The following is a 20,365-nucleotide window of genomic DNA, read 5'->3' as shown; positions in this document are numbered from 1 at the left end:
CGACTTCGAGGAGCAGCCTTGAACCTGTACGCATCCCTGATCCGCACCGGCGTTCCGGCAGCCGTCGGCTGGCTCGTCGCCCTGGCGCTGAAGGTCGGCCTGGACCTGCCCGCCGATGCGGTCACCGGGGTCCTGACCCCGGCCGTCATCTTCGCCTACTACGGCCTGTTCCGCCTCGCCGAGGAGCACGTCTCCCCGCGGTTCGGCTGGCTGCTGGGATACGCCCGCCCGCCGAAGTACGACACGCCGGGGGCGACGCCGGCCGCCTGATCCGGCTTCGGACATGGAAGAGGGCCCCCGCCTCACGGCGAGGGCCCTCGACCTCTTGGAACCACCACCATACCAAGCTGACCGCCGCAGGCGGACCCCCCGACACCGTGGATACAATCTATATGCATAGTCGGCGTGGGTGAGGAGCAGCAGTGGTTCGACAGGCGAAGGACGGCAAGCCGTACCTGGTGGGTGTCAAGGAGTTCGCGGCGCTCTACGGGGTGCGTCCGCTCCAGGTCAGCCAGTGGATCAGCCGTGACAAGAGGCTCGACTACGAGTACGCGCGGATCATCTCGGGTTCGCCGTACTGGCTGCTCGACTTCGCGAAGCGGTACGGCACGACGACCCCCCGGCCGAAGCAGCTGGACGAAGCCGTGCTCCAGCGCCTCGTGGAGGAGCAGCAGCCGGGCTACTGGGAATCGCGCGTCGAAGACCTCCCCGCGCTGGTCGGGCAGTCGGAGATCGCGGTGCTGTTCGGGCTGTCCGACAGTGCGGGGGCCCGCAATGCAGCGAAGACGGGTCGGCTTCGACCGGCGGACTACACCCTTTCGGGCTCGCCGATCTGGCTCCTCGAACCTCTCCTCGAGGACGCGCCGGCGCTCAAGGCGAGCGCCCGCGGCGGCGGCTGGGCGATCAACGAGAACGTGCGTGATGCGCTCCTCGCGGGCACGTACGACGGCCACGGGTCGAGGATCATTCCCCGCGGGCCTGGAGCCGCAAAGGACGCCGGTTAAGGAGGATTTGGGGCGATCCGGTTCTTGTCTCACACCTCAATTGCATATAGAATAGAGGCATGTCACCGCGTTTGGATGGCTACTTGGGCCCCGAATTGACCGCGAAGGAGGCGTGCATGCGAGACCCGCCGGAACCCCGCGATGCTGTTCGAGATCGACATCGCCCCACATCAAAAGATAGATTCCAACACTGAACCGTTGGTTTGTATCCGGAGGGGGGATCATGTCGCTTGAGCAGCCCACCCTGTTCGGCCTGGACGACATCCAGCCCGTGCGCCTCCCGGACGGTGTCCGCGAGCTCACCATCCAGCAGCGGTTCGAGGCATTCCACGCCCTGAACCCCTGGGTCATGCGTCACCTGGAGAACCTCGTCCAGGACGCAATCGACAGGGGATTCCAGCGCATCGGCATCGGGATGCTTTTCGAGCTGCTGCGCTACCGCTACGGCGAGGCGACGCGGGGCGATGAGTTCCGGCTGAACAACGACTACCGCAGCCGCTACGTACGGATGCTCATCGGCAACCGCCCCGACTGGGCGGACTACTTCGAGATCCGTGCCCTGCGCGCTGCCTGACCAACACCACGACCTCTTGGAGAGACGTGTCCCAGCAGCAGACGCCGGCGCGACCGGCGTCCCTCAAGCTCAAAACCCGCAAGCCGACCGGCCAAGTCCCATGGCCGCTGATTCTGATCGAGGGCGAAGAAGGAAGCGGTAAGTCGTACTCCGCCGCTCAGTTCTCCGCATCAGAGCTCACCGGCCAGACCTACTGGATCGACCTCTCGGAAGGCTCGGCCGACGAATACGCGGCCATCGAGGGTGCCGACTACCTCGTCATCGACCACGACGGGTCCTACCGCGACATCCTGGAGCAGGTGGAGGCCGTCCACGCCGAGGCCCGGCGCGCGGCCGAGGAAGGCGAGCCGCCCGTTGTCCTCGTCATCGACTCCGGATCCGCGCTGTGGCGCATGCTCACCAACTGGACCCACGAGCGGGCCCGGCGTACGAAGAAGAACAAGCTCGTGCTCGCCTCCGACCCGGACGCCGGCGTCGATATCCCCATGAACCTGTGGAACGACGCCGTGGAACGGTGGTTGCGGGTCATGCACCTCCTCCAGACCCTCCCCGGAATCGCGATCGTGCTCGCTCGGGGCAAGGAGGTCTCGGCCGTAGACGACAACGGCAACCCCGTCCCGAACCGCAAGGAGTGGAAGGTGTCTGGCCACAAGGACCTCGGGTTCGACTCGACGGTGTGGGTACGGATGAAGCGCGACGAGGATCCCCACATCATCAAGGCGAGGTCTCTTCGCCTGCGAGTCGAGAAGCGCCGTCCGAAGCGACTGCCCGACTTCTCCATCGAGGACCTGGTCTTCAACCTTCTCGGCTGCTCGGCGAAGTCGCAGCCGCGCGTCATGCCTGTACTGGCTGGCGACAAGCTGGCGCCGTGGCTCAAGCGCGTGGAGGAAACCACAACGAGGGGAGCCCTTGCCGAGCTGTGGCGAGAGACGCGACCTGAGACTTCGGGACTCACCGTCCGGGAGGCGGCAACCGTCCAGGCGGCCATCAGCGACCGACTCGTGGAGATCGAGAATCCCCGCGACGACATGGACCAGGCGCTGAGCGACGACGTCGCGACAAAGCTGCGCGCAGCCGTCGAGCGCGGCAAGGGCGCCGACAGCGCGTCTGAAGGGGAGACGGCCTGATGACCGCCCAACCCGTGAGCAGCCCGTCTCTCTGGCCCGCAGCGCACATCCAGGACGCGCGGCGCCCCAGGTCGCTCCAGCGTCAGCTCGGCGCGTCCGACACCGTATGCGAGCGCCGAGCCGCCTACATCCTGTCGGGCGCCGACCGTACGGACACCTCCGACAAGCGCGCCGCGATCCTGGGGACCTACCTCCATGAGGGACTCCTCGGATCGGCCCGTACCGAGTACGGCTGGCTGGTGGAGACGTCGGTGGCCGACGACACCATCCGTGGCCACGTCGACGCCGTCCACCTTGACGCGCCCACAGCTGCACGACTGCCCAAGCGACTGCGACCGACGGCGCCGGCCGAAGTCACTACCGTCGAGGACATCAAGACGAAGAGCACCTTCCTGTGGGACCGGGTGATCCGGTACGGCGCCACCGCAGCCGAGATCCGCCAGGTGTACCTGTACGCAGACCTCCTGCGCACGGTGGGCTGGTTGGACATGCACGGGCAGAAGCCGTTGGCCAGGCTCGGCCCGATCGACGTCGGCCGTATCCGGTTCCGCTTCGTCAACCGGGACAACGGGGAGGAGCACGTCCAGGAGTTCGACTTCGACAAGGCCGAAGCGACCCGTGCGCGGTGGTGGGTGCAGCGCGTCATGGAGTACGAGAGCCCCGAGGAGGCCACCCGGTCGTTCGACGGGCCGGGGCTGGACCCCATCTGCGACAACTGCCCCTTCCGGACGCCGTGCTGGGGAGAGCCCAAGACCCCCGGAGCCGCCGTGCAAACGGTCCTCGTCCACGACGACGCCGACCGTGAGGCGGCGCTGTCCGAGTACGTACGCGGACACGAGATGGAGGCCGAGGGCCAGCGGATCAAGAAGGACGCCCGCGCGAAGCTGGACGACTCGCCGGCAGGCATCTACGGCCCGAACCGCCTGCGATGGACCGGAGGTAACCCGGTTCAGCAAGTTGACCGCGAGGCCATGATCGACACCTTCGACGCGCTCGGCGTGCCGATCCCCGAGAAGACCGGAGCCGACTTCGAGCGCATGGAGGCCGTGATGAAGGAAGTCGGAATCGCCATCCCCATGAAGACGGCCGCGAAGAAGACGACACGCGCCATCCGGGTCACCGCCGTCCCGCAGTAGCCCAGGCCCCGCCGCCTTCGCCAGCCCCGCCACCGCGACCGCCGCAGTGGCGGGGCCCCCTGTCCTGCCAGAAACACCGCCTCCGAGGGGCCCCGTTGTCTATCCACCTCATGGTCGTTGCCAGCTACCTGCCGAAGGAAGTGATCACCCAGAGCCAAAAGCTCGCGCTGCAGAAGCTCGCCGACTCCGCCGACGACGAGACCCGTCTGTCGCGGCCGGGCCTGGCGCGGCTGGCCGCGTGGGTCGGCGTGAACGAGAAGCGGGCCATCACCCTGGTTACCGAGCTCGTCGCCAAGGGCCTCGTGGAGCGTGTCCAGACGGGCAAGGCCGGGCGGGCTGCGGTCTACCGCGTCTTCCCGAACGGCATTCCTCCGATCCCCAGCACCGCCGACCTCAAGGCACGTCTGGAGACCCAGCGGGCTGCCCCGAAGAACCCCGCCAAGGCGCGGCCGGGCGTCAAGCGGGCGGCTCCGGCCAAGCCGGCGATGACCGCCCAGGACGTCGAGGACCGAGCGAAAGGCAAGGCGCAGACCCCCCAGGAGGAGGCCCCACAGGGTGGGTTCCACGAGGGGAACCCTGGGGGAGGCGAGGGTCAGGTTCCACCGGTGGAACCCGGGGAGTTTCAAGCGGGGAACCCTGTCGGTTCCACCGGTGGAACCCCTTCCTTCCTTGGTTCTTCCTCTGTTCTTCCTTTCCCCCCTACCCCCGCGGCTGCCGCCGCAGGGGAGCCTTCCGCTGACGTCGGCAACACCGACCAGCAGGCCGCGCCGCAGCGGGCGGGATGCTCCAAGCACGCGGACAAGCCCGCTTCCTCCTGCCGCGCTTGCGGCACCAACCCGCGCGCGGAGCGCAGAAGGCAGCAGGCCAAGGAGCGCGACGCCGAACGACGGGCCAACGAGGACCATTGGGGCCAGTGGCACCGCGATGCGGAGGAGCGCCGGCGTCGCGCCGACCTCGGCGCCGGCGCAGTGGCGGAAGCCCGCAGCGCGGCACGGGACGCGGTCCGCAACTGGAAGAGCGGGGCTCGGGAAGAAGTTCCGCCCCGGGGGCGAAAGTTCCGCAGGAATGTGGACACCCCCCCGAATGCATATAAAATAGAAGAAGCAGGGGAGGGGTTCGGTTCCGCGAAGGCGCCCTGAATCGCCTTCAAAGATAGATCCCAACTCTGTACTGTTGGCCGTCAACGACCTCTTGGAGAGATCATGAACAGCGAGGCTTCGCAGCTCGCCCCGTTGCCTGACCACGGCAACACCGACGACCGGGTGTGGCAGGCCATGTGGTCGGCCTATGAGCCGGTCATCACCCCGCTCCGCCGCATGGGGCTCGTCACCGACGTCGAACTGGGCGGCCGGATGTACGGCATCACCGCCGAACTGAACGACGGCTCCTACCTGCTCATCACCTCCGAGTACCAGCTGCCCGCCGACCCCGCCGAGGTGGAGGGGTGGCACGTCCAGCGCATCAAGGACGACGTCGCGACGATCCAGGAGATCGTCTACGACTCCACCGAGATCGGAGAGCAGGCCCACCACGGCAACGAGCACCTGCCGCTGTTCGACGCGATCACCACCTTCGTCAAGCAGCGCGCCCTCGGGGTCCGCTTCAAGCCCCTCAAGGCGGTCAGCATCACCGGCCTCCAGAGCGACCACTCGACCATCGAGCCCGTCACCGACTTCTTCCCCAAGCCCGAGGACGCGATCGCCCGATACGGCCGGGAGGTCGCCGAGCTCCGCTCCATGGGCTGGCGGTGCCTCCACCAGCAGGGCGGCAACGACTGGCCGCTCTCGGTCTGGGCCGGTGACGGAGGCGTCGTCACGGTCGCCGTCGCCCTCGTCGGCCAGACCCCGGAATAGGAGAGGGCGACATGACCGAGTCCCAGAGTCAGAACTCCGAGCCCTCCTGCAACCACATCTTTGCCCACCCGCAGACCGCGGAGCAGCGCGCACGGGTTGAGGCCGCTCTCGATAACGCGCGCCGGACCGGTGACGCACAGGGCGTGTTGGTCGCGATGGCTCAGCTCCTCGGCCCGTGCGACGTCCGCGACGGGAGGCAGCCGTGACCTGGCTTCTCGCTTTCGCCTGCGGCATCGCGGCCGGGCTCGCCGTGATCGTCGTGCAGGAGCTGCGCTACGAGGCCCGCATGCGGGCCCCGCGCTGCATGACCTGCGGCGGACAGCACCGCATGCACGCCGCTCACAAGTAACACCCCCGCCCGGCCGCCATCACGGCGGCCGGGCCCCACAGACCTCTTGGAGACCCTGATGACGCACAACCCCGGGCAGAGCTACCAGCTCCCCGACGGCCTTCACCTGGCCCAGGCACTCGACCGAGCCGAGGCACCGGGTGCTCAGGCGGCCGACATAGCCCGCTCCATGTGCCTGCTCCTCGCGGCCACGGTGCGCGACATCCTCACCGACCACGACCACGACGCGGCCTTCGACGCCACGGGCCTGGAACTCCTCTTCACGCTCGACAACAGCACTGTCAAGGCGAGCGGCTTCTACTGGACCGGCGACGACACACGGCTTGAGTTCACGGGGCCGGAGGACACCTACCACCTGGACGGATGGACCTCAGAGCTCGACGAAACCAACCGTGAGACCTGGTCCTCGCTGTGCGAGGTCCTGAGCGACGACGGCCACACGGTTCGCTACCGCCTCGACCTGACCCGCGCCGTCTCTCTCTGACCCCGCCCCGTGACCGCCGGGCGGGCGTGACCTGGCCCGGCGGCGCCCAACTCCATCAGGAGAACCTCACATGGCTTACGACTTCTACATCGTGGGTGAGAACCGCGCCATACGCGGGACGGGCCCCAAGGACTCCCTTTGCCTGTCCGCCCTCCAGGGCGCAAGCGTCATCGACACCATGGCCCACTTCGGCATGACGGTCGAGAAGGACCGTCCGCAGTGGCCCACCCTTGAGGAGTACGGCGTGGAGCTCGCCGACCTCTCCGACACGGCCAACCTCACCGAGGAGCAGCAGAAGGCCAAGGCCGCGTTCGTGGCCGCCTACCAGGCCGTTCGCGAAACCGCCGACGACGAACCAGACGCCATCCCCGCGTACAAGCTCCGCTTCTGCGACGGGTTCTGGGTCACGCCGAGCGAAATCGCCGCCGCCCTCACCCGCTACGAGGCGCACCCCAACTACGACTGCGCCGAACTGCCCTTCGGTGACCAGACCTGGGCCCGCTGGATCGCCTTCCTGCGCGTCGCCCAGGCCGCGGGCGGCCTGCGCACCCTCTGACCCCTCACCCGCCTCACCCCGCCCCGCCCCTGCATCCCGCCGGGGCGGGGCCCTGGCAGACCTCTTGGAGTACCACCACCGTGACCCGCTTCATAGACCTTCTGTGTGGCGCTGGCGGCAGCAGCACCGGCCTCACCGAAGCCGGATGGGAGCTCGTCCTCGGCGTCAACCACTGGCAACTCGCCATCGACAGCCACGCCGCCAACCACCCCAACGCCGACCACGCCTGCATCGACATCACCGGCTTCCCCATGAAGTACCTGCCCCGAGCAGACGTGATGTGGGCCTCCGTCATCTGCACGGAGATCAGCCCCGCCGGCGGCCGCCGCCGCGAATCCGAACAGCTCGACATGCTCGACGGCCTCGAAGACTGGAACTCCCTCCCCAAGGACGCCTTCGAACGGACCCGCGCCACCGCATGGTGCGTCGTCCGGGCTGCCGAGGCCAAGAAGTTCAAGGCCGTCATCGTCGAGAACGTGATCGAATTCGGGCTGGACTGGATCCTCTTCCCCGAGTGGGTCGCCACCATGGACAAGCTCGGCTACCGCGCACAGATCCTCTCCGTCTCCAGTGCCCACGTCGGAGACGAAACGAATCTTCGGGCCCCCCAGTGGCGCGACCGCATGTACGTGATCTTCACCCTCAAGACCATGCGTGCGCCGGACGTCGAACCCCGCCCCCTGGCCTACTGCATGGACTGCGGGAAGAACGTTCACGCCCGCCAGTCGTGGACCAAGAAGGGGCAACACATCGGCAAGTACCGGCGTGACTACATCTATCGCTGCCCCCACACCACCTGCCGCCACGCCATGGTCGAACCCTACGTCCGGCCAGCCAGCGACATCATCAACTGGGGCGACCTCGGAACCCGCATCGGCGACCGCCGCAGGCCCTTGGCGGAGACCACCATGGCCCGGATCAACGCTGGCCTGGCCAAGTTCCCCTACGAGCCCAGCGCCATCAATCTCGTCCACGGCAAGGACGGAGGCGACCGCGCGTTCGCCGTCGGCCGCCAGCCGCTGCCTACCCGCACCGTCAAGCAGGGAGACGCCCTCCTCGTTCCCACCGGCGGATCGTGGAACACCGACGCCGCGTCCGTCGACACCCCGCTGCGCACCCGCCTCACCAGGGAGAGCGAGGCCCTGGTCACTGTCGACCCGTTCATCATCGAGTACCGCAACAACGCCACGGCGTCCCGGATCAGCGACCCCCTGGCGGCCGTCACCGCCCAGGGCAACCACCACGGACTCGTCGTCCCCGGCGGCGTGGCCCCGGCCATCGCCCGGAACACCCTTGTCATCCCCTACCGCAAGGCCGCCGTCAAGACCGCGGCAGAACCGATCCACACCCTCGCCACCCGCGACTCCGCCGGCCTCGTGCGCACCGCACCCGCCGTTGAAGACTGCTACTTCCGCATGCTGAACCCCCGCGAGCAGCTCCTCGGCCAGCGGTTCCCCGGCAAGTACGTCCTCTACGGCACCCAGGCCGAGCAGACCATGCAGGCCGGAAACGCGGTGTCGGTCAACGTTGCGAAGTGGCTGGGCCAGCAACTGGAGGCCGTCCTGTGACCGGACCCCGGCGCACCGAAACCCACGTGACCGCCCACGCCCCCTGCTTCGGCGACAACGACTTCTCGCCAGCCGCTGACCGATGGACGGACATCAGCGGCCTCCGCGACATCTGCGACCCGCTCCTGTACGTCTGCGGACGTTGCCCGTTCCGCGCCGCCTGCATCCGCCAGGTCAATCCGGCCAAGGCCGCGTTCGACGGCGTGTGCGGGGGCCGCATCTGGAACGAGGGAACCATCCTCGCCGCGGTCGAAGGAGCCGACGACAGCGAGCTCCTGTCGCCCGTCCGCCGCCAGTCCTGCGGGACCAAGCAGGGCGTGCGCGCCCACCGGCGCGCCGCCGAACGCATGTGCACCAAGTGCGACAACCACCTCAACCGCCACGAGCAGCTCGCCCTCGTCCTCGACGAAGCATCCTGACCAGGAGCCACCATGCCGAAGCGCCTTGTACCTGGAACCCTTGTTGCCTACTACCCGGGTGGCGGCCATCGCCCGGAGGACCACTGGCTCGGCACCGTGGTCGAGCACCGGCGCACCGCTGATGGCGCTCTGATCGGCCTCACCGACATCGAATGCACCGACCCGTGCGGCTTCCTCAACAACCGGGTTGGCCTGATCACCACGGTCGAAACGCGCAAGCTCCGGCCTGTCGATGACGCGGGCCGCTCCGCTTGACCGCTCGGAGCATCAACCACTGCCGCATACAAGGAGCGACCTTGACTGACCTCACCATGCGCGATCTCCTCGCGCCCGTGGCCGCCATAGCCCTGATCGCCCAGGCCAACCCCGACCTGCCAGTCCCGCGAATCGACCTCGGCCCCGTTTACGACGACACCGACGCCCACCGGCTCGGCGTCCAGCTCTACTTCGACCGGCCCGCCACCGGTATCTACGAGCGGTGGGCAGCCCTCATCGGCAGTGAGAACCCTGACTCGCACACCAGGCCCTCCAACGCGTACCCCAACGCGCTCGTCCGGCGCACCTACGGCACATACGCCGGCGTCGTCATCGAAGCCGTCGCGCACCAGGACAACACCACAGCAGCCGTCACCGGCGCCGCCTGATCTGTTCCACGGCCGCCCCGGATCATAGCCCCCGGGGCGGCCACCCGAGAGGGGAGCCCGCTACCAATGCCCGAACACGTCGACCCTGTCGCCGACCCGGAAACCAGAACCGTACGGATCTGCGCCGACCGATGCCCCACGTGCATCTTCCGCCGCGGCAACCTGATGCACCTGGCGCCTGGCCGCCTGACCCAACTCGTCGCCCAGGCCATCGCAAACGAGGGCCACATCGTCTGCCACGACACCCTCGGCACCGGTGTCGGCTCCATCTGCGCCGGTTACGCCGCTCACCCCGAGGGCCGGAAACGATCCCTGGCCCTGCGGCTCGTGCGCGCGGGGGCGTTGAGCGCCACCTTCACCGGGCCAGCTGCCACGGCCAGCAGCTGCCCCACTCCAGCCCAGCCCGAGTCAGCCCCACATACGCGCAGCGATGCACAGGAGCAGTCATGACCCCCACCCTCGTCGCCATGATCCCCGCCGACGTCATGGGATTCGACGGCCGGACCTACCCCGCCCTTGTCAGCGGACCGGGCATGCACGGAGGAGTCAATCCGTACTTCTCGCTCGACACCATGCGCGCCATAGCCGCTGACACGGCAGCCGACGTGGCTAAGTACGGCCACGACCGAGTAGACGCGGTCCACGTCATCGACGGAGGCACTGACTCCAGCGGCAGGCCGCAAGCGGTCGTCCTCGCGATCTGCTGGGGCTACTACGACCAGGACGGCCCGAAGGGCATCACGCGGGTCATCAACCCTACCGAGCACGGCCTGTACCCCGGCGCGGGCCTCGAATGGGTTTGGGACCTGGCCGACGACCCGTCCACCGAAACCCGCTGACACACCCCGAGCGGGGGCGGCCGGTCTCCGCCCCCGCCCGGCGCCACCACCAGCAGCAAGGAGCAGCTGACCATGACCCACATTTGGACCGGCCGGACCTTCGTCTCATGCCACCCCATGGACCTGGGAGACGTGCAGCTGAGGGTGGTCAGCTACACCGAGGGCGACGCCCGCGCCGTCGTCGTCGACGGCCGCACCGGCAAGCGCCGCCGGGAGATCCTCACGGTGTCTCTCCACCCGACCGCGCGTGCCCGCTCCGGCAAGCCGAGGATGACCGGGTACGCGCCAGCCAACGAAGACGAGACCCCGGACGACCTGCCGGACACGGAAACCGTAAAAGAGGACTGGTTCGACGGCTTGCCCGGGCGACGTTTCACGGTACGCCTGCCGCCGGGCCTCGACCTGCTGAACGCGAACGACCGGCTACACCATCACCAGCGCGCGCAAAAGACGCGCGCTCTGCGGCAAGCAGCACGATTCGCCTCCCGCAGCCTCCCGCAGCTGCACCGGGTCCACGTCATCGGCGTGCTCCACCCGAAGGACCGCCGGCGCCGCGACGCCGCCAACTGGTACCCCACATTCAAGGCGCTGCTCGACGGCATGGTGGACCAGGGCGTGCTCCAGGACGACGACCACACCCGTCTTGTCGGCCCCGACATGCGTATCGGAGAGGTGGCGGCCAGTCCCCGGCTCGCCCTCCACATCCGAGACCTGGGCGGCTCTGACCTGCGGAAATAGTTCTGCCTCACACAAAGTTTTTGCCGGGTAATCTTTGCCACCCCGCGATATGCATATAGAATAGAAGCAGAAGGAGGGGGAAAGCCCCTCCGGATCTAGGGGAGGAAAGCATGATGCTCGGCACCTACCAGCGCGGGGACATCGAGGCCAAGCTGAGCGCCGACGCCCGGCTCAACCGCGCCGAGGTCGTGGGGCTGATGGGGTTGATTGACGAAACCCTCACGGAAGCCGCCCGGCGCATGCTCGGCTCCGCCGATGCCGACTGGCAGTTCCTCTTCGCCGACGAGGTCGTCGACGCGCTCGTCGCGCTCCTCATCCCCATGGTCGACCGGCCCCATCTCTGCGACGAGCTGGAGTCGGCCGCCGTCATCTTCCGGGTTCTGTGCGGCACCCTCGCTTGCCGCGGCTGACCCCCCACGCCCGGGCGGCCGCCGCAGGCCGCCCGGGCCTCGCTCCAACGGAAAGGCGCTCAATGAGCCTCCAGCAGATCGCCGTCGGCCTCTTGGTCTGGATCGGCGTCGACATCCTCATCGTCACCGTGTACGCCTTGATCCGAGCCCGCGAACGCTCCTGACGCCCCGCAGGTCACCCCCTCCGATCCTTCTGCGCGCCGTCCTCCCCCTGCCCTGAGTGCCTATAGAATAGACATTAGGTTGGGGTGGGCGGGCCTCACCCACCCAGGAGTCACCGTGAAGCGGCACGAACCCGCCTCCATACCCACCCACGAGCACCACCTCGGCGCCATGGCCCTGCTTCTCTTCGTTCACCAGCCGGACGAGCACCACCTGAAAGCCGCACTGACCAACGTTGAGAAGGCCCTCGACCGCAGCTGGCGAGACCGCCCCGACGATCTGGCCAACCTACCCCTGGCCCAGTACCGGGAACTGCTGCGCTACTTCGCCGCACCTCAACTGCTCGACCTCGCCTTGCAGCTCGTCGGCCCCGACGCCGTCCCCCGCCTGGCCAGCGAGGCCAGCTCCCACCTCGCCGCGCTCCTGACCCTCTACCCCCCGCGCCCCATCTGGTGGGTCGTCTTCCGCGCCGACGGCAACACCATCCGTCCCGTGACCGCCGAGCAGCCGCCGGTCGGAGAAGCCGCACACGACAGCCGACTCCGACAGATCGAGGACGACGGCCTCGCTGTCGCCGCAGTCAACGCCACATCCAAGGAAGACGCCCTCCGCGAGATGACCCGCATGTGGAACCAGTTCGTGGCGCACGGAAGCCCCACCGGCCGCCCGCTCGACCATCAGTGACCCCCAGGTGAGGGCGGCTACGAATCGGGCCGCCCTCACCCTCACCGAGAGAGACGCCATGCAGCTCGACCTGTTCAGCGAAGACCAGCCCCGCAAGGCCCCCGCGCCCACCCCGCCAGCCACCTTCCGCCCGGCGCTCCCTGACCTCCCCCCTCCGCCAGCCCCCGTCACCATCGCCATCCCTGCTCGCCGCCCGCACCAGGCCGCCAAGCCCACCCCGCCCCCACCCCGCCCGGTGAACCGGCGCTACGTACCCCTCCAGCGCAACCCCCACCACGCCGCACACGACATCGCCGAAGCCGTCGAGGCCGCCTGGCATGGGGCCCACGGCGGCAACAGCCTGGAAATCCCCGCGGGTGTCGTCGCAGCCCTCGCCCTCTGGCCGCTACGCGGCCCGGACGCACCCCTGGCCGCCCACTGGTGGCTTGACATCAACGACGAGGACTTCCTCGCCGCCCTCCGAGAGTGCTGGGCCAGGTGGTGGATCCAGCGCCCCGACCTCATCGACCGCGCCACCATCCTTCACCGATGGCTCGAAGACGAGCGCCCCGAACCCAACCGCATCAAGGCCGTCCGCGCGGTGGCCCGCGCAGCCCTCACCGGCGGGCTGCTTCACCTCACAAGCTCGTCCCCGGACTTCGGGGGCAACTCCGATGCCGACGTGCTCGGCGCGGTCATCACCGTCATGCGGGCCCACGGTGCTCGCGATGCGCTGGCGGAGTTCCATACGCCGCCGGAGCTCACGGAGCTCATGGCGCGCATGCTGCTCACCGACAAGACGCCCACCCCGGGGATGAAGTTCAACGATCCGTGCAGCGGCACAGGGGGGATGTACCGCGCCGCAGCCCAACATCTGCGCGACCGAGGGCTGAACCCTCATGACTTCGGTTGGGCCATGACGGACGTCGACCCCCTGGCCGCCGCCGGCGCGGCCGTCAACGCCATCCTCTGGGACCTCGGACCGCACGTCCTGGTTGCCTGTACCGACACCTTGACCGAAGGCGATCCGTACGTTCGCGCGGCGACCGAGTGGCGGGAGTCGCATGCACGCCGGGACCGGATGGTGGAGGGCGCTCAGTTCCTGTCGCGCATCCGCCGGCTGGAAGCCAGCCTGACGGGCGCCGCATAGGGCCCTGACCTGCTCAAACTTCTTGTGGCACGTTCTTGTGCCTCCCATGAACGCCTATAGAATAGAAGTAACGAAAGGGAGGGAGCCCTCATGAACCGCAACCAGGCCATCGCCATCCAGATCCACGCAGACCGCTACACGATCATCGGCGACAACATCCTCATCACCCCCAGCGACGGCGACGTCCGCCGCATCAAGGCCCAGCTGACGCCCAACCGAGACGGCGACGTCACCATGCACCTCACGCTCATCCACCCCAACACCGGCCTCATCGACACCCTCAAGGTCGCCCACGGCAGCAACACCCCCGCCAGCCGCTTCGCCAGCATCGTCGATGACTACATCGGCTTCTGGCTCGGCGACCAGACCGGCACCTACCCCGAGCTCTAACCCCACCCGGAGGGCCCGCCCCACCCCGGGGCGGGCCCTCCCGTACGACCTCTTGGAGACTGAAGTGCTCATCAACGACGAAGCCACAAGGCAGGTCGCCGAAACCGTCGGCAACGCCCTCGGCATCGGATTCACCCTTCGCAACGCAGTCCTCGCCAACGGGGCGGCCGAAATGGGATACCCGGACGGCCGCGTCCTGGGCTTCCGCCCCATCTTCGGCGGCGCCTTCGTCCAGCTGTGGATCATCGGAAACGCCAAGCCCGCCGGCGATGGCGAACCTCCCACCCTCGGCCTGCTCGACGGCCAGCTCTACCACGCAGCCATCTCCCTCATCGATGCCGAGGACACCGACCCGGCAGATCTCATCCTCGAGAAGCTCACCAACGACCTGCTGCCCGCCTTCGAATTCAAGCCCCACTACGTCGGCCACCGCCCCTGGGAGGACGCCTTCAACAACGCGCTCGCCGACTCCATCGCGGAGCAGAGCAGCCGCAGCCGCGACGCCGACGAAGACGAAAACGCCGAGGAGCCCTCGCCGGCCGGGCCGCCCATCGACGCTGAGGCGGGAGAGCCTGGCCCGGACCCCGCCGACGTGGCGCCGCCGACCGACGGGCCCGCGGCCGTGCCCGCAGCGGAGACGCCCGAAGCGGCGACCGGGGAATCGGAGAAGGCTCCGGCCCGGCCCCGCAAGTCCCGCCGCCGGACGGCCGCCCCCAGCACGAACTGAGCCGATCGGGCTCGCCACGCGGCGGCCGTCCGGGATACGCTGACCGAGACGTGAGGCCGACCAGGCCATGAGGCTCCACCCCCGAAAGTGCGGGGGTGGAGCCTCTGCGCGTTGGAAGCGGAATCCGCTGCTCGGGAGTTTGGGACCTGCCCCTGACCGTGGATTACCCGAACTTGGGCGGCGGGGGCGGCCGCGCGTGGACCGCAAGGGGACGCCAAGGGGACACAAGGGCAGGAAGAGACCGACAAAGACCGGAACAGGCAGGCACACCACAAGCCGTCTGACCTGCTAAAACGTCACAGATGGGCGTTGATGCGCAAGGGCCGCCAAGATCCCGAGAGGACTCATAATCCGTCGGCCGTGGGTTCGAGTCCCACCCGCCCCACCACGGACTGGATGTGAAGAAACGTTTCGACCAGCATCTTTGCTGGTCAGGCGGATCGCGAGGCGATCGTGACGGTCTTCACTGAGAGGGGTCTGGCCCAAAGACTTCCCCGTCCGCACTGTTCGGACGCCGCTGAGCCGGGTACCTCCGCCACGGGAGCCGTCCACGAACACCCCGGCCTTCCCGCTGCTGAAGGCTTCCGCGGGGGCGCGCAGGGGGGCAGGAGCTCGTAGGCGGATGGCGCCTCGCGCGGCACGACGGCCAAGATCTCCTGGTTTCGCGACATCCTTCGAGTCGCGCTCGTGGGGCGTTTGGTCGCCTTCCCCAGCAGTGCGGGGCAGCAGGTGTCCCTCCCGCTGCCCCGCAAGGGTGGTTCCAGCCGCTACCGCGTTCAGACGCCCGGGCGGGGGCCGCCGACGCCGACGGGTACGCCCTGACCGATCGTCACCTGCACCGAGGTGGTTTTCGGACTGGTCCTGTTGGACTCGTGCAGGAGGCCCAGCGGGTTCGTTGTCATCTCCAGCGTGTACTGCTGCGGCGGGAGGTTCATCAGCCCGCTGACGTCGAAGGACTGTCCGGCCAGCTCCTTGGCGTAGACGTCCGCCCAGCCGACGGAGATGCCCATCGTCAGACTGGTGGCGTTGGCGTTGTGCGAGCAGGAGTTGTACACCGGGTTGACGGGGGCGCCGGGCAGCGTCGAGTCCACGATCTTCAGGTCGACCAGGCAGAAGGCGACCTTCGGCGACTCCCGCACGACCTGCCCGCCGGAGTTGATCAGCCGGTAGCGGGAGATGCCCTCCAGGTGGAAGTGCCTGTGCTCGTCGTGATAGGTCATCAGGCCGACCGGCACCTCGTAGGAGGAGCCGTCCGAACGGGAAATCCGCTGGTAGGCGGGTATCACGTTGTTGCCAGGAGTGGCCGCCGCCGCCTCCTCCTTGGTGCGCCGTCCCACGACGTGCAGGGCGCCGGAGCCGAGGTTCGCGGGTGCGCCGGTGAAGCGGAGCCAGATGACTCCGGTGTCGGGCTCACGGACGAGGTCGTTCTCGGCGAGTTCCTCCTGGAGCGGTTCCAGGGCGGGCAGCAGGTCCGTGGGGGTGTCGACGGCCGAAGCCGTGCCGGGGCCGGTGGCCAGCAGCGCGCCGAGCGCCATCACGGCCGCGAGAATCCAGGTCCGGGCCGGGCGTGCGGGTCGTACGGTGCGTCTCATGGGGGTCCCTTCTGGTGGATGGGGCGGTGTGCCGGACCGGGCCAGACGGTCCCCGTCCGGAGCCTGTGCCCTCTCGCCCGAGAGGTGGGAGCCGGTCACGGCTCGGGCGAGAGGTGTTCGTGGACGACGAGCCAGCGCCCGTCCGGCACGCGCCGGAACACGACGGTCTCCCGTTCCCGCAGTTCCTCCTCCGCAGGGCCCTCCACAGGGCCCTCCGCGGCGCCCTTCGTGGCGAGGCGGGTGTACACGCGGTGGGTCAGTACGGCCGTGCCCTCGCCGACGACGCGTATCTCGGTGTCCCGCGTACGGCAGCCCAGTACGCGAAACCCGTCCGCCTCCCACGCGCGCCACCGCTCCTCGTACCGGGCTCGGGTGGCGAGCAAGCGTGGCTCGGTGGGGAAGAGGAAGGTGGCGTCCTCGGCGAAGGCGGCGAAGTACCGGTCCCTGTCGTGGGCGCCGAAGGCGGCGACCAGCTCGGCCGCGGCCGCCCGCACCTGGGCCTCGGCGTCGGCGCTCATCCGTCCACCGCCGGCAGTGGCGCCGCCGTCACGCTGTCGACGGGTGCCGCTTCCGGCAGGGCGAGTTCACGCTCGCTGGCGGCCACGGCGGGTTCCTCCGCGCTCAGGTCCAGCCGGCGCGTCAGGGCGTAGTACAGGAGACCCGATACGGCGAGCCCCACCACGAAAGCCACGTCGACCCCGCCCAGCGCCTCCGCCACCGGCCCGGTGAAGGGGCCCACCACCATGAACGGCACCATCAGGACCAGGCCCACGCCGTAGGCCAGCAGCCCGCGCCACGCCCAAGTGCCGTAGATGCCCTCAGGCCGGAGCAGGTGGGTGATGGCGTACCGGCCACGTCGGACGAAGAAGTAGTCGACGAGGTTCACCGCGGTCCACGGAATCAGCAGGTACAGCATGAGGAGCAGGGCGTTGCCCAGCGCCGTGGAGAAGTCGGCCGAGACACTGAGACCCACGGCGCACCAGACGAAGGCGAGACCGCTGATCGTGAGCACCCGCGCCCGGCGGCCGGGCCGGAGCGGGCGGACCGAGTCGATCCCGGTGAGGACCGTCAGCATGCCGCTGTAGGCGTTGAGCCCCATGGTGGCGACCAGTGCCAGCACCGACAGGAGCGTCAGGACGGCACCCAGACCGGAAACCACCTGGTCACCGGCGGTGCGGATGCCGGCCAGCGGGTCGTTCACGCCCAGGGTGGCCGCCATCCACGCGCCGATGGGGATGAGCCACATCGGCGACCCCGCGGCGCCGCCGAACACCGAGGCGATGATGCCGGGGGTCGGGGTGTCGCGCGGCAGATAGCGCGAGTAGTCCGAGACGTACGGGGCGTACGAGATGTTGTAGCCGGCGGCGGCGGTGAACTGCACCATGAAGGCGACCAGCGTGAAGCCGCCGCCGCCGCCGTCCGCTCCGCCACCCGCCGAGCCCGTCACCTGACCGGTGAGGATTCCCGCCGAGAGCACCAGCCAGCACGGCGCCGAGCACCAGAACAGCACCTGGAACGCCCGGTGCAGCCAGTCGTGCCCGTACACGGCCAGGACCACCGCGACGACGGTGATGGCGATCCCGACCACGGTCGCGTCCCAGCCGAAGACCGACTGGAGGCCGTTGCCGATGATGATGGTGTCGACGACGTTGAAGCCGACGAACGTGAACAGGGTGGCCGCCAAGGGCACGATCACGCCCCGGTACCCGAACTGGCCCCGGGACTGGATCATCTGCGGCAGCCCCAGCTGCGGGCCCTGGCTGGCGTGGAAGGCCATGAAGAACGTGCCGACCAGCAACCCCAGCGCACTGGCCAGCACGGTCCAGCCGACGGACAGACCCATCCCGGGGCCGATGAAGCCGAGCGACAGCGTGAAGGGCTGGAAGTTGCCCTGGAACCAGAAGGGGCCCTGCTTCCAGAGTTTTCCGTGCCGTTCGGAAAAGGGAACGTGTTGAATGGACAGGCTTTCGATGACATCCGCGCCGCTGTGCTCGGCGAGGGAGCGGTGGAGAGGCTTGACCGCCATGGACCCTCCCGGTGTCCGTCGCTCCGAGGCACCCAACGCCCGGAACTGGGAGCCAAAGTGTGCGGTCGCCGTGCGGTGAGCAGCAATTGTGCGACGCTCAAAGAGCAGCCTCTCCCTTTGTGTGCCGCCACCATGTCCGGCCTGTCCCGGCGGGGGAGCACCGATTGGGCGACGTTCGAAGACGCCCTCTTCCCCTGAGTGCCGCGACCATGCAGCATGTGCCCGATGACCGCGATGTCAGTAGCCCTCCGGGTCCATGACCTGGTGCGTTCGCCCGCCCTCCAGCTGCGCGTCCTCGCCGGCGAGGCGGGTCTCGACCGGCCGGTGTCCTGGGCACATGTGAGCGAGCTGGAGGACCCGACCCCGTGGCTCCTCGGTGCGGAGCTGATCATGACGACGGGGATGGCGATACCCCGGAGCGCCGTCCGGCAACGCGCGTACATCGAGCGCCTCCACACCGCGGGCGTGGCCGCGCTTGCGCTCTCCGCCCACCTGCACGTGCCTCCGCTGCGCCAGGACTTCCTCGCCGCCGCCGAGGAACGGGCCATGCCAGTACTGGAGTTGTCCCTGCAAGTACCCTTCATCGCCGTGGCGCAGGAGGTCGCGGCCGCCGCGCAGGAGGACGCCCGGCAGCGGCTGCACGCCCAGGTGCAGATGTTCGGCGCCCTGCGCTGGCTCGCCGCGGAGAACCTCACCGCCGCGGAGCTCTTCCGCCGCCTGGAGCAGCTGTCCGGCTACTCCCTCTACCTCTGCACACGGCACGGAGGCCCGCTGCTGCCCGGCGTCCCCGTCCCCGGGCCCCAGCACGCGGTACTCCTTCCGACCTCACCCGACCCGGCCCCGACCGTCCCCGGGGGCTACGTCCTGCCGGTGCCCGCGCCGGGCGGCCCCGCCGGATACCTCCTGGCCCTGGAGCGGCGCGGCGACGGGCCGCAGCAGGCGGCACGACCGGCGGGACTCGGCGTCGTCCAGCACATCGCGACCGTCGCGGCACTCCAGCTCTCCATGGTCCGCCACGAACGAGAAACGCTACGCCGCCAAGGAGCCGAGACGCTCGCCGAACTCGTACAGGACGCCCTCGACCCGCAGACCGCGCGCCGGCATCTGACCCGGCTGGGGTTCGCGGCGCAGGCGCCCGTCCTCCTGGCCGTGCTCGGCGGCGTCCTCGACGGCGAGGAGGACGGCCCACCCGACGACGCCGCGGTGGTACGGACCCTCGACGAAGCGGCCGTACCGTACCTGGTACTGCGCCGGCACGAGGGGCTGTACGTGCTCCTCGCCGACTCCTCGCCGGCTCTGGACGCGCTCGCGGCCCTGCCTCGTATCAGGGCCGGCGTCTCACGCCCCTTCATCCCGGGCGACCCCCTCGGCGTGCCCCGCCGCGAAGCGTGCCTGGCGCTCACCCGGGCGCGGGCGTCGGGCAGACCGCTCGTCCCGTGCAGCGAGGACACGACGGATCGGTGGCTGCACGAGGACCCCTCCGTCCTGCACGGGCTGGTGGATCACGTGCTGGGCACGGCGTTGCGGTACGACACCGAGCACGGCTGTGCGCTGGTCCTCTCCGCCCTCACCTGGCTGGAACGGGACCGGTCCACCGAGGAGGCGGCCCGGGCCCTGCACATCCACCCCAACACCCTGCTCTACCGCCTGCGCCGCTTCGCCGCCCTGAGCGGCAGGAACCTGTCGTCGACGGCGGACCTCACCGAGGTGTGGCTCGCCCTGCGGGCGGCCCGCATGGCCGGCCGACTGCCGTGACCGCCGCGCCGCCGCCGACGAGCACGCGCAGCGCGTCGCTCCCACCCCTGACGCGGGCATCACCCGGGGGAATCCCTTCGGCGAAGCCGCAGGTGAGATGGGTCGCGGGATAAGTTCGAGTCCCACCCCCCCTGCGAGCCGCAGGTGAAGAAACGCCCTCACCTGCGGCTTTTGCGTTTCGGTGGGTCGGGCTTCGGAG

Annotated in this window: 27 protein-coding genes; 24 read left to right on the top strand and 3 right to left on the bottom strand. The window is 69.1% G+C overall.

The genetic code is table 11. The features are described 5' to 3' along the window. Positions 1–18 precede the first annotated feature (18 nt). The 23 genes from ABZX75_RS01160 to ABZX75_RS01050 all read left to right on the top strand — a co-directional run bounded on the left by ABZX75_RS01160 (position 19) and on the right by ABZX75_RS01050 (position 14,793). Positions 19–270 (top strand): hypothetical protein, encoded by a 252-nt coding sequence (locus ABZX75_RS01160; RefSeq protein ID WP_355406484.1) that lies wholly within the window; start codon positions 19–21, stop codon positions 268–270. 152 nt (positions 271–422) lie between these two features. Then, a complete protein-coding gene (locus ABZX75_RS01155) occupies positions 423–1,004 on the top strand; it encodes a hypothetical protein (protein WP_355406482.1) in 582 nt (193 codons plus the stop codon). 223 nt (positions 1,005–1,227) lie between these two features. After that, on the top strand, positions 1,228–1,578 hold the full coding sequence (locus ABZX75_RS01150; protein WP_355406480.1) for a hypothetical protein: 351 nt from the start codon (positions 1,228–1,230) through the stop codon (positions 1,576–1,578). A 26-nt stretch (positions 1,579–1,604) separates the two neighbouring features. Next, positions 1,605–2,705, top strand: coding sequence for an AAA family ATPase (locus ABZX75_RS01145; RefSeq protein ID WP_355406478.1), 1,101 nt, complete (start codon positions 1,605–1,607; stop codon positions 2,703–2,705). Beyond that, positions 2,705–3,841 (top strand): hypothetical protein, encoded by a 1,137-nt coding sequence (locus tag ABZX75_RS01140; RefSeq protein WP_355406477.1) that lies wholly within the window; start codon positions 2,705–2,707, stop codon positions 3,839–3,841. Before ABZX75_RS01145 ends, ABZX75_RS01140 begins: the two co-directional genes overlap by 1 nt. Positions 3,842–3,936: 95 nt before the next feature. Continuing rightward, on the top strand, positions 3,937–4,980 hold the full coding sequence (locus ABZX75_RS01135; RefSeq protein WP_355406475.1) for a helix-turn-helix domain-containing protein: 1,044 nt from the start codon (positions 3,937–3,939) through the stop codon (positions 4,978–4,980). 63 nt (positions 4,981–5,043) lie between these two features. After that, the gene (locus ABZX75_RS01130) at positions 5,044–5,694 is read left to right on the top strand and encodes a hypothetical protein (RefSeq protein ID WP_355406473.1); all 651 of its coding nucleotides are present in this window, start codon (positions 5,044–5,046) and stop codon (positions 5,692–5,694) included. An 11-nt stretch (positions 5,695–5,705) separates the two neighbouring features. After that, positions 5,706–5,900 carry a hypothetical protein gene (locus ABZX75_RS01125; protein WP_355406471.1) on the top strand — a complete coding sequence of 65 codons (195 nt, stop codon included), beginning with the start codon at positions 5,706–5,708 and terminating at the stop codon, positions 5,898–5,900. Further along, on the top strand, positions 5,897–6,043 hold the full coding sequence (locus ABZX75_RS01120) for a hypothetical protein (protein WP_355406469.1): 147 nt from the start codon (positions 5,897–5,899) through the stop codon (positions 6,041–6,043). The genes ABZX75_RS01125 and ABZX75_RS01120 overlap by 4 nt, the downstream gene beginning before the upstream one ends. A 58-nt stretch (positions 6,044–6,101) precedes the next feature. Further along, a complete protein-coding gene (locus ABZX75_RS01115; RefSeq protein WP_355406467.1) occupies positions 6,102–6,527 on the top strand; it encodes a hypothetical protein in 426 nt (141 codons plus the stop codon). Between the two features lie 70 nt (positions 6,528–6,597). Then, positions 6,598–7,083, top strand: coding sequence for a hypothetical protein (locus ABZX75_RS01110; RefSeq protein WP_355406465.1), 486 nt, complete (start codon positions 6,598–6,600; stop codon positions 7,081–7,083). 80 nt (positions 7,084–7,163) lie between these two features. Continuing rightward, positions 7,164–8,651 (top strand): DNA cytosine methyltransferase, encoded by a 1,488-nt coding sequence (locus ABZX75_RS01105; protein ID WP_355406463.1) that lies wholly within the window; start codon positions 7,164–7,166, stop codon positions 8,649–8,651. Continuing rightward, positions 8,648–9,070, top strand: coding sequence for a hypothetical protein (locus ABZX75_RS01100; RefSeq protein WP_355406461.1), 423 nt, complete (start codon positions 8,648–8,650; stop codon positions 9,068–9,070). The genes ABZX75_RS01105 and ABZX75_RS01100 overlap by 4 nt, the downstream gene beginning before the upstream one ends. Before the next feature lie 12 nt (positions 9,071–9,082). Then, positions 9,083–9,325: a hypothetical protein gene (locus ABZX75_RS01095; protein ID WP_355406460.1), complete on the top strand. Its 243-nt coding sequence runs from the start codon at positions 9,083–9,085 to the stop codon at positions 9,323–9,325. A 41-nt stretch (positions 9,326–9,366) separates the two neighbouring features. Continuing rightward, entirely contained in the window at positions 9,367–9,714 is a 348-nt protein-coding gene (locus tag ABZX75_RS01090) for a hypothetical protein (RefSeq protein WP_355406458.1), read from the top strand. A gap of 66 nt (positions 9,715–9,780) precedes the next feature. Continuing rightward, on the top strand, positions 9,781–10,164 hold the full coding sequence (locus ABZX75_RS01085) for a hypothetical protein (protein ID WP_355406456.1): 384 nt from the start codon (positions 9,781–9,783) through the stop codon (positions 10,162–10,164). After that, positions 10,161–10,553 carry a hypothetical protein gene (locus ABZX75_RS01080; protein WP_355406454.1) on the top strand — a complete coding sequence of 131 codons (393 nt, stop codon included), beginning with the start codon at positions 10,161–10,163 and terminating at the stop codon, positions 10,551–10,553. Before ABZX75_RS01085 ends, ABZX75_RS01080 begins: the two co-directional genes overlap by 4 nt. 117 nt (positions 10,554–10,670) lie before the next feature. Then, entirely contained in the window at positions 10,671–11,291 is a 621-nt protein-coding gene (locus ABZX75_RS01075) for a hypothetical protein (RefSeq protein ID WP_355406452.1), read from the top strand. Between the two features lie 110 nt (positions 11,292–11,401). After that, complete coding sequence (locus ABZX75_RS01070) at positions 11,402–11,701, top strand: hypothetical protein (RefSeq protein ID WP_355406450.1); 300 nt, start codon at positions 11,402–11,404, stop codon at positions 11,699–11,701. 279 nt (positions 11,702–11,980) lie between these two features. Then, entirely contained in the window at positions 11,981–12,547 is a 567-nt protein-coding gene (locus tag ABZX75_RS01065; protein ID WP_355406448.1) for a hypothetical protein, read from the top strand. A gap of 58 nt (positions 12,548–12,605) precedes the next feature. Further along, positions 12,606–13,676 carry an N-6 DNA methylase gene (locus ABZX75_RS01060; RefSeq protein ID WP_355406446.1) on the top strand — a complete coding sequence of 357 codons (1,071 nt, stop codon included), beginning with the start codon at positions 12,606–12,608 and terminating at the stop codon, positions 13,674–13,676. A 90-nt stretch (positions 13,677–13,766) separates the two neighbouring features. Then, positions 13,767–14,066, top strand: a complete 300-nt coding sequence (locus ABZX75_RS01055; protein ID WP_355406444.1) for a hypothetical protein — start codon at positions 13,767–13,769, stop codon at positions 14,064–14,066. A gap of 64 nt (positions 14,067–14,130) precedes the next feature. Continuing rightward, positions 14,131–14,793: a hypothetical protein gene (locus ABZX75_RS01050; RefSeq protein ID WP_355406442.1), complete on the top strand. Its 663-nt coding sequence runs from the start codon at positions 14,131–14,133 to the stop codon at positions 14,791–14,793. A 776-nt stretch (positions 14,794–15,569) separates the two neighbouring features. Here ABZX75_RS01050 and ABZX75_RS01045 read toward each other — a convergent pair. The 3 genes from ABZX75_RS01045 to ABZX75_RS01035 form a co-directional block, all read right to left on the bottom strand. Next, positions 15,570–16,385: a lysyl oxidase family protein gene (locus ABZX75_RS01045; protein ID WP_355406440.1), complete on the bottom strand. Its 816-nt coding sequence runs from the start codon at positions 16,383–16,385 to the stop codon at positions 15,570–15,572. A gap of 95 nt (positions 16,386–16,480) precedes the next feature. Continuing rightward, on the bottom strand, positions 16,481–16,903 hold the full coding sequence (locus ABZX75_RS01040; protein WP_355406438.1) for a nuclear transport factor 2 family protein: 423 nt from the start codon (positions 16,901–16,903) through the stop codon (positions 16,481–16,483). Beyond that, positions 16,900–18,411 (bottom strand): cytosine permease, encoded by a 1,512-nt coding sequence (locus ABZX75_RS01035; protein ID WP_355406437.1) that lies wholly within the window; start codon positions 18,409–18,411, stop codon positions 16,900–16,902. The genes ABZX75_RS01040 and ABZX75_RS01035 overlap by 4 nt, the downstream gene beginning before the upstream one ends. Positions 18,412–18,636: 225 nt before the next feature. Here ABZX75_RS01035 and ABZX75_RS01030 point away from each other — a divergent pair, with 225 nt between their 5' ends. After that, positions 18,637–20,166, top strand: a complete 1,530-nt coding sequence (locus ABZX75_RS01030) for a PucR family transcriptional regulator (protein ID WP_355406435.1) — start codon at positions 18,637–18,639, stop codon at positions 20,164–20,166. Positions 20,167–20,365: the final 199 nt, after the last annotated feature.

This window comes from Streptomyces sp. NPDC003038 (assembly GCF_040611115.1).
GTDB lineage: Bacteria > Actinomycetota > Actinomycetes > Streptomycetales > Streptomycetaceae > Streptomyces.
Note: the sequence above shows the minus strand (reverse complement) of the source record. Positions and strands in the feature narration are given on the sequence as shown.

What these genes read in the sequence shown, in the direction of transcription:
- ABZX75_RS01150 (WP_355406480.1), top strand. Translation starts at nt 1,228, where the DNA reads ATGTCGCTTGAGCAGCCCACCCTGTTCGGCCTGGACGACATCCAGCCC.
- ABZX75_RS01140 (WP_355406477.1), top strand. Translation starts at nt 2,705, where the DNA reads ATGACCGCCCAACCCGTGAGCAGCCCGTCTCTCTGGCCCGCAGCGCAC.
- ABZX75_RS01130 (WP_355406473.1), top strand. Translation starts at nt 5,044, where the DNA reads ATGAACAGCGAGGCTTCGCAGCTCGCCCCGTTGCCTGACCACGGCAAC.
- ABZX75_RS01125 (WP_355406471.1), top strand. Translation starts at nt 5,706, where the DNA reads ATGACCGAGTCCCAGAGTCAGAACTCCGAGCCCTCCTGCAACCACATC.
- ABZX75_RS01115 (WP_355406467.1), top strand. Translation starts at nt 6,102, where the DNA reads ATGACGCACAACCCCGGGCAGAGCTACCAGCTCCCCGACGGCCTTCAC.
- ABZX75_RS01110 (WP_355406465.1), top strand. Translation starts at nt 6,598, where the DNA reads ATGGCTTACGACTTCTACATCGTGGGTGAGAACCGCGCCATACGCGGG.
- ABZX75_RS01095 (WP_355406460.1), top strand. Translation starts at nt 9,083, where the DNA reads ATGCCGAAGCGCCTTGTACCTGGAACCCTTGTTGCCTACTACCCGGGT.
- ABZX75_RS01085 (WP_355406456.1), top strand. Translation starts at nt 9,781, where the DNA reads ATGCCCGAACACGTCGACCCTGTCGCCGACCCGGAAACCAGAACCGTA.
- ABZX75_RS01080 (WP_355406454.1), top strand. Translation starts at nt 10,161, where the DNA reads ATGACCCCCACCCTCGTCGCCATGATCCCCGCCGACGTCATGGGATTC.
- ABZX75_RS01075 (WP_355406452.1), top strand. Translation starts at nt 10,671, where the DNA reads ATGGACCTGGGAGACGTGCAGCTGAGGGTGGTCAGCTACACCGAGGGC.
- ABZX75_RS01070 (WP_355406450.1), top strand. Translation starts at nt 11,402, where the DNA reads ATGATGCTCGGCACCTACCAGCGCGGGGACATCGAGGCCAAGCTGAGC.
- ABZX75_RS01060 (WP_355406446.1), top strand. Translation starts at nt 12,606, where the DNA reads ATGCAGCTCGACCTGTTCAGCGAAGACCAGCCCCGCAAGGCCCCCGCG.
- ABZX75_RS01055 (WP_355406444.1), top strand. Translation starts at nt 13,767, where the DNA reads ATGAACCGCAACCAGGCCATCGCCATCCAGATCCACGCAGACCGCTAC.
- ABZX75_RS01045 (WP_355406440.1), bottom strand. Translation starts at nt 16,385, where the DNA reads ATGAGACGCACCGTACGACCCGCACGCCCGGCCCGGACCTGGATTCTC.
- ABZX75_RS01040 (WP_355406438.1), bottom strand. Translation starts at nt 16,903, where the DNA reads ATGAGCGCCGACGCCGAGGCCCAGGTGCGGGCGGCCGCGGCCGAGCTG.
- ABZX75_RS01035 (WP_355406437.1), bottom strand. Translation starts at nt 18,411, where the DNA reads ATGGCGGTCAAGCCTCTCCACCGCTCCCTCGCCGAGCACAGCGGCGCG.
- ABZX75_RS01030 (WP_355406435.1), top strand. Translation starts at nt 18,637, where the DNA reads ATGACCGCGATGTCAGTAGCCCTCCGGGTCCATGACCTGGTGCGTTCG.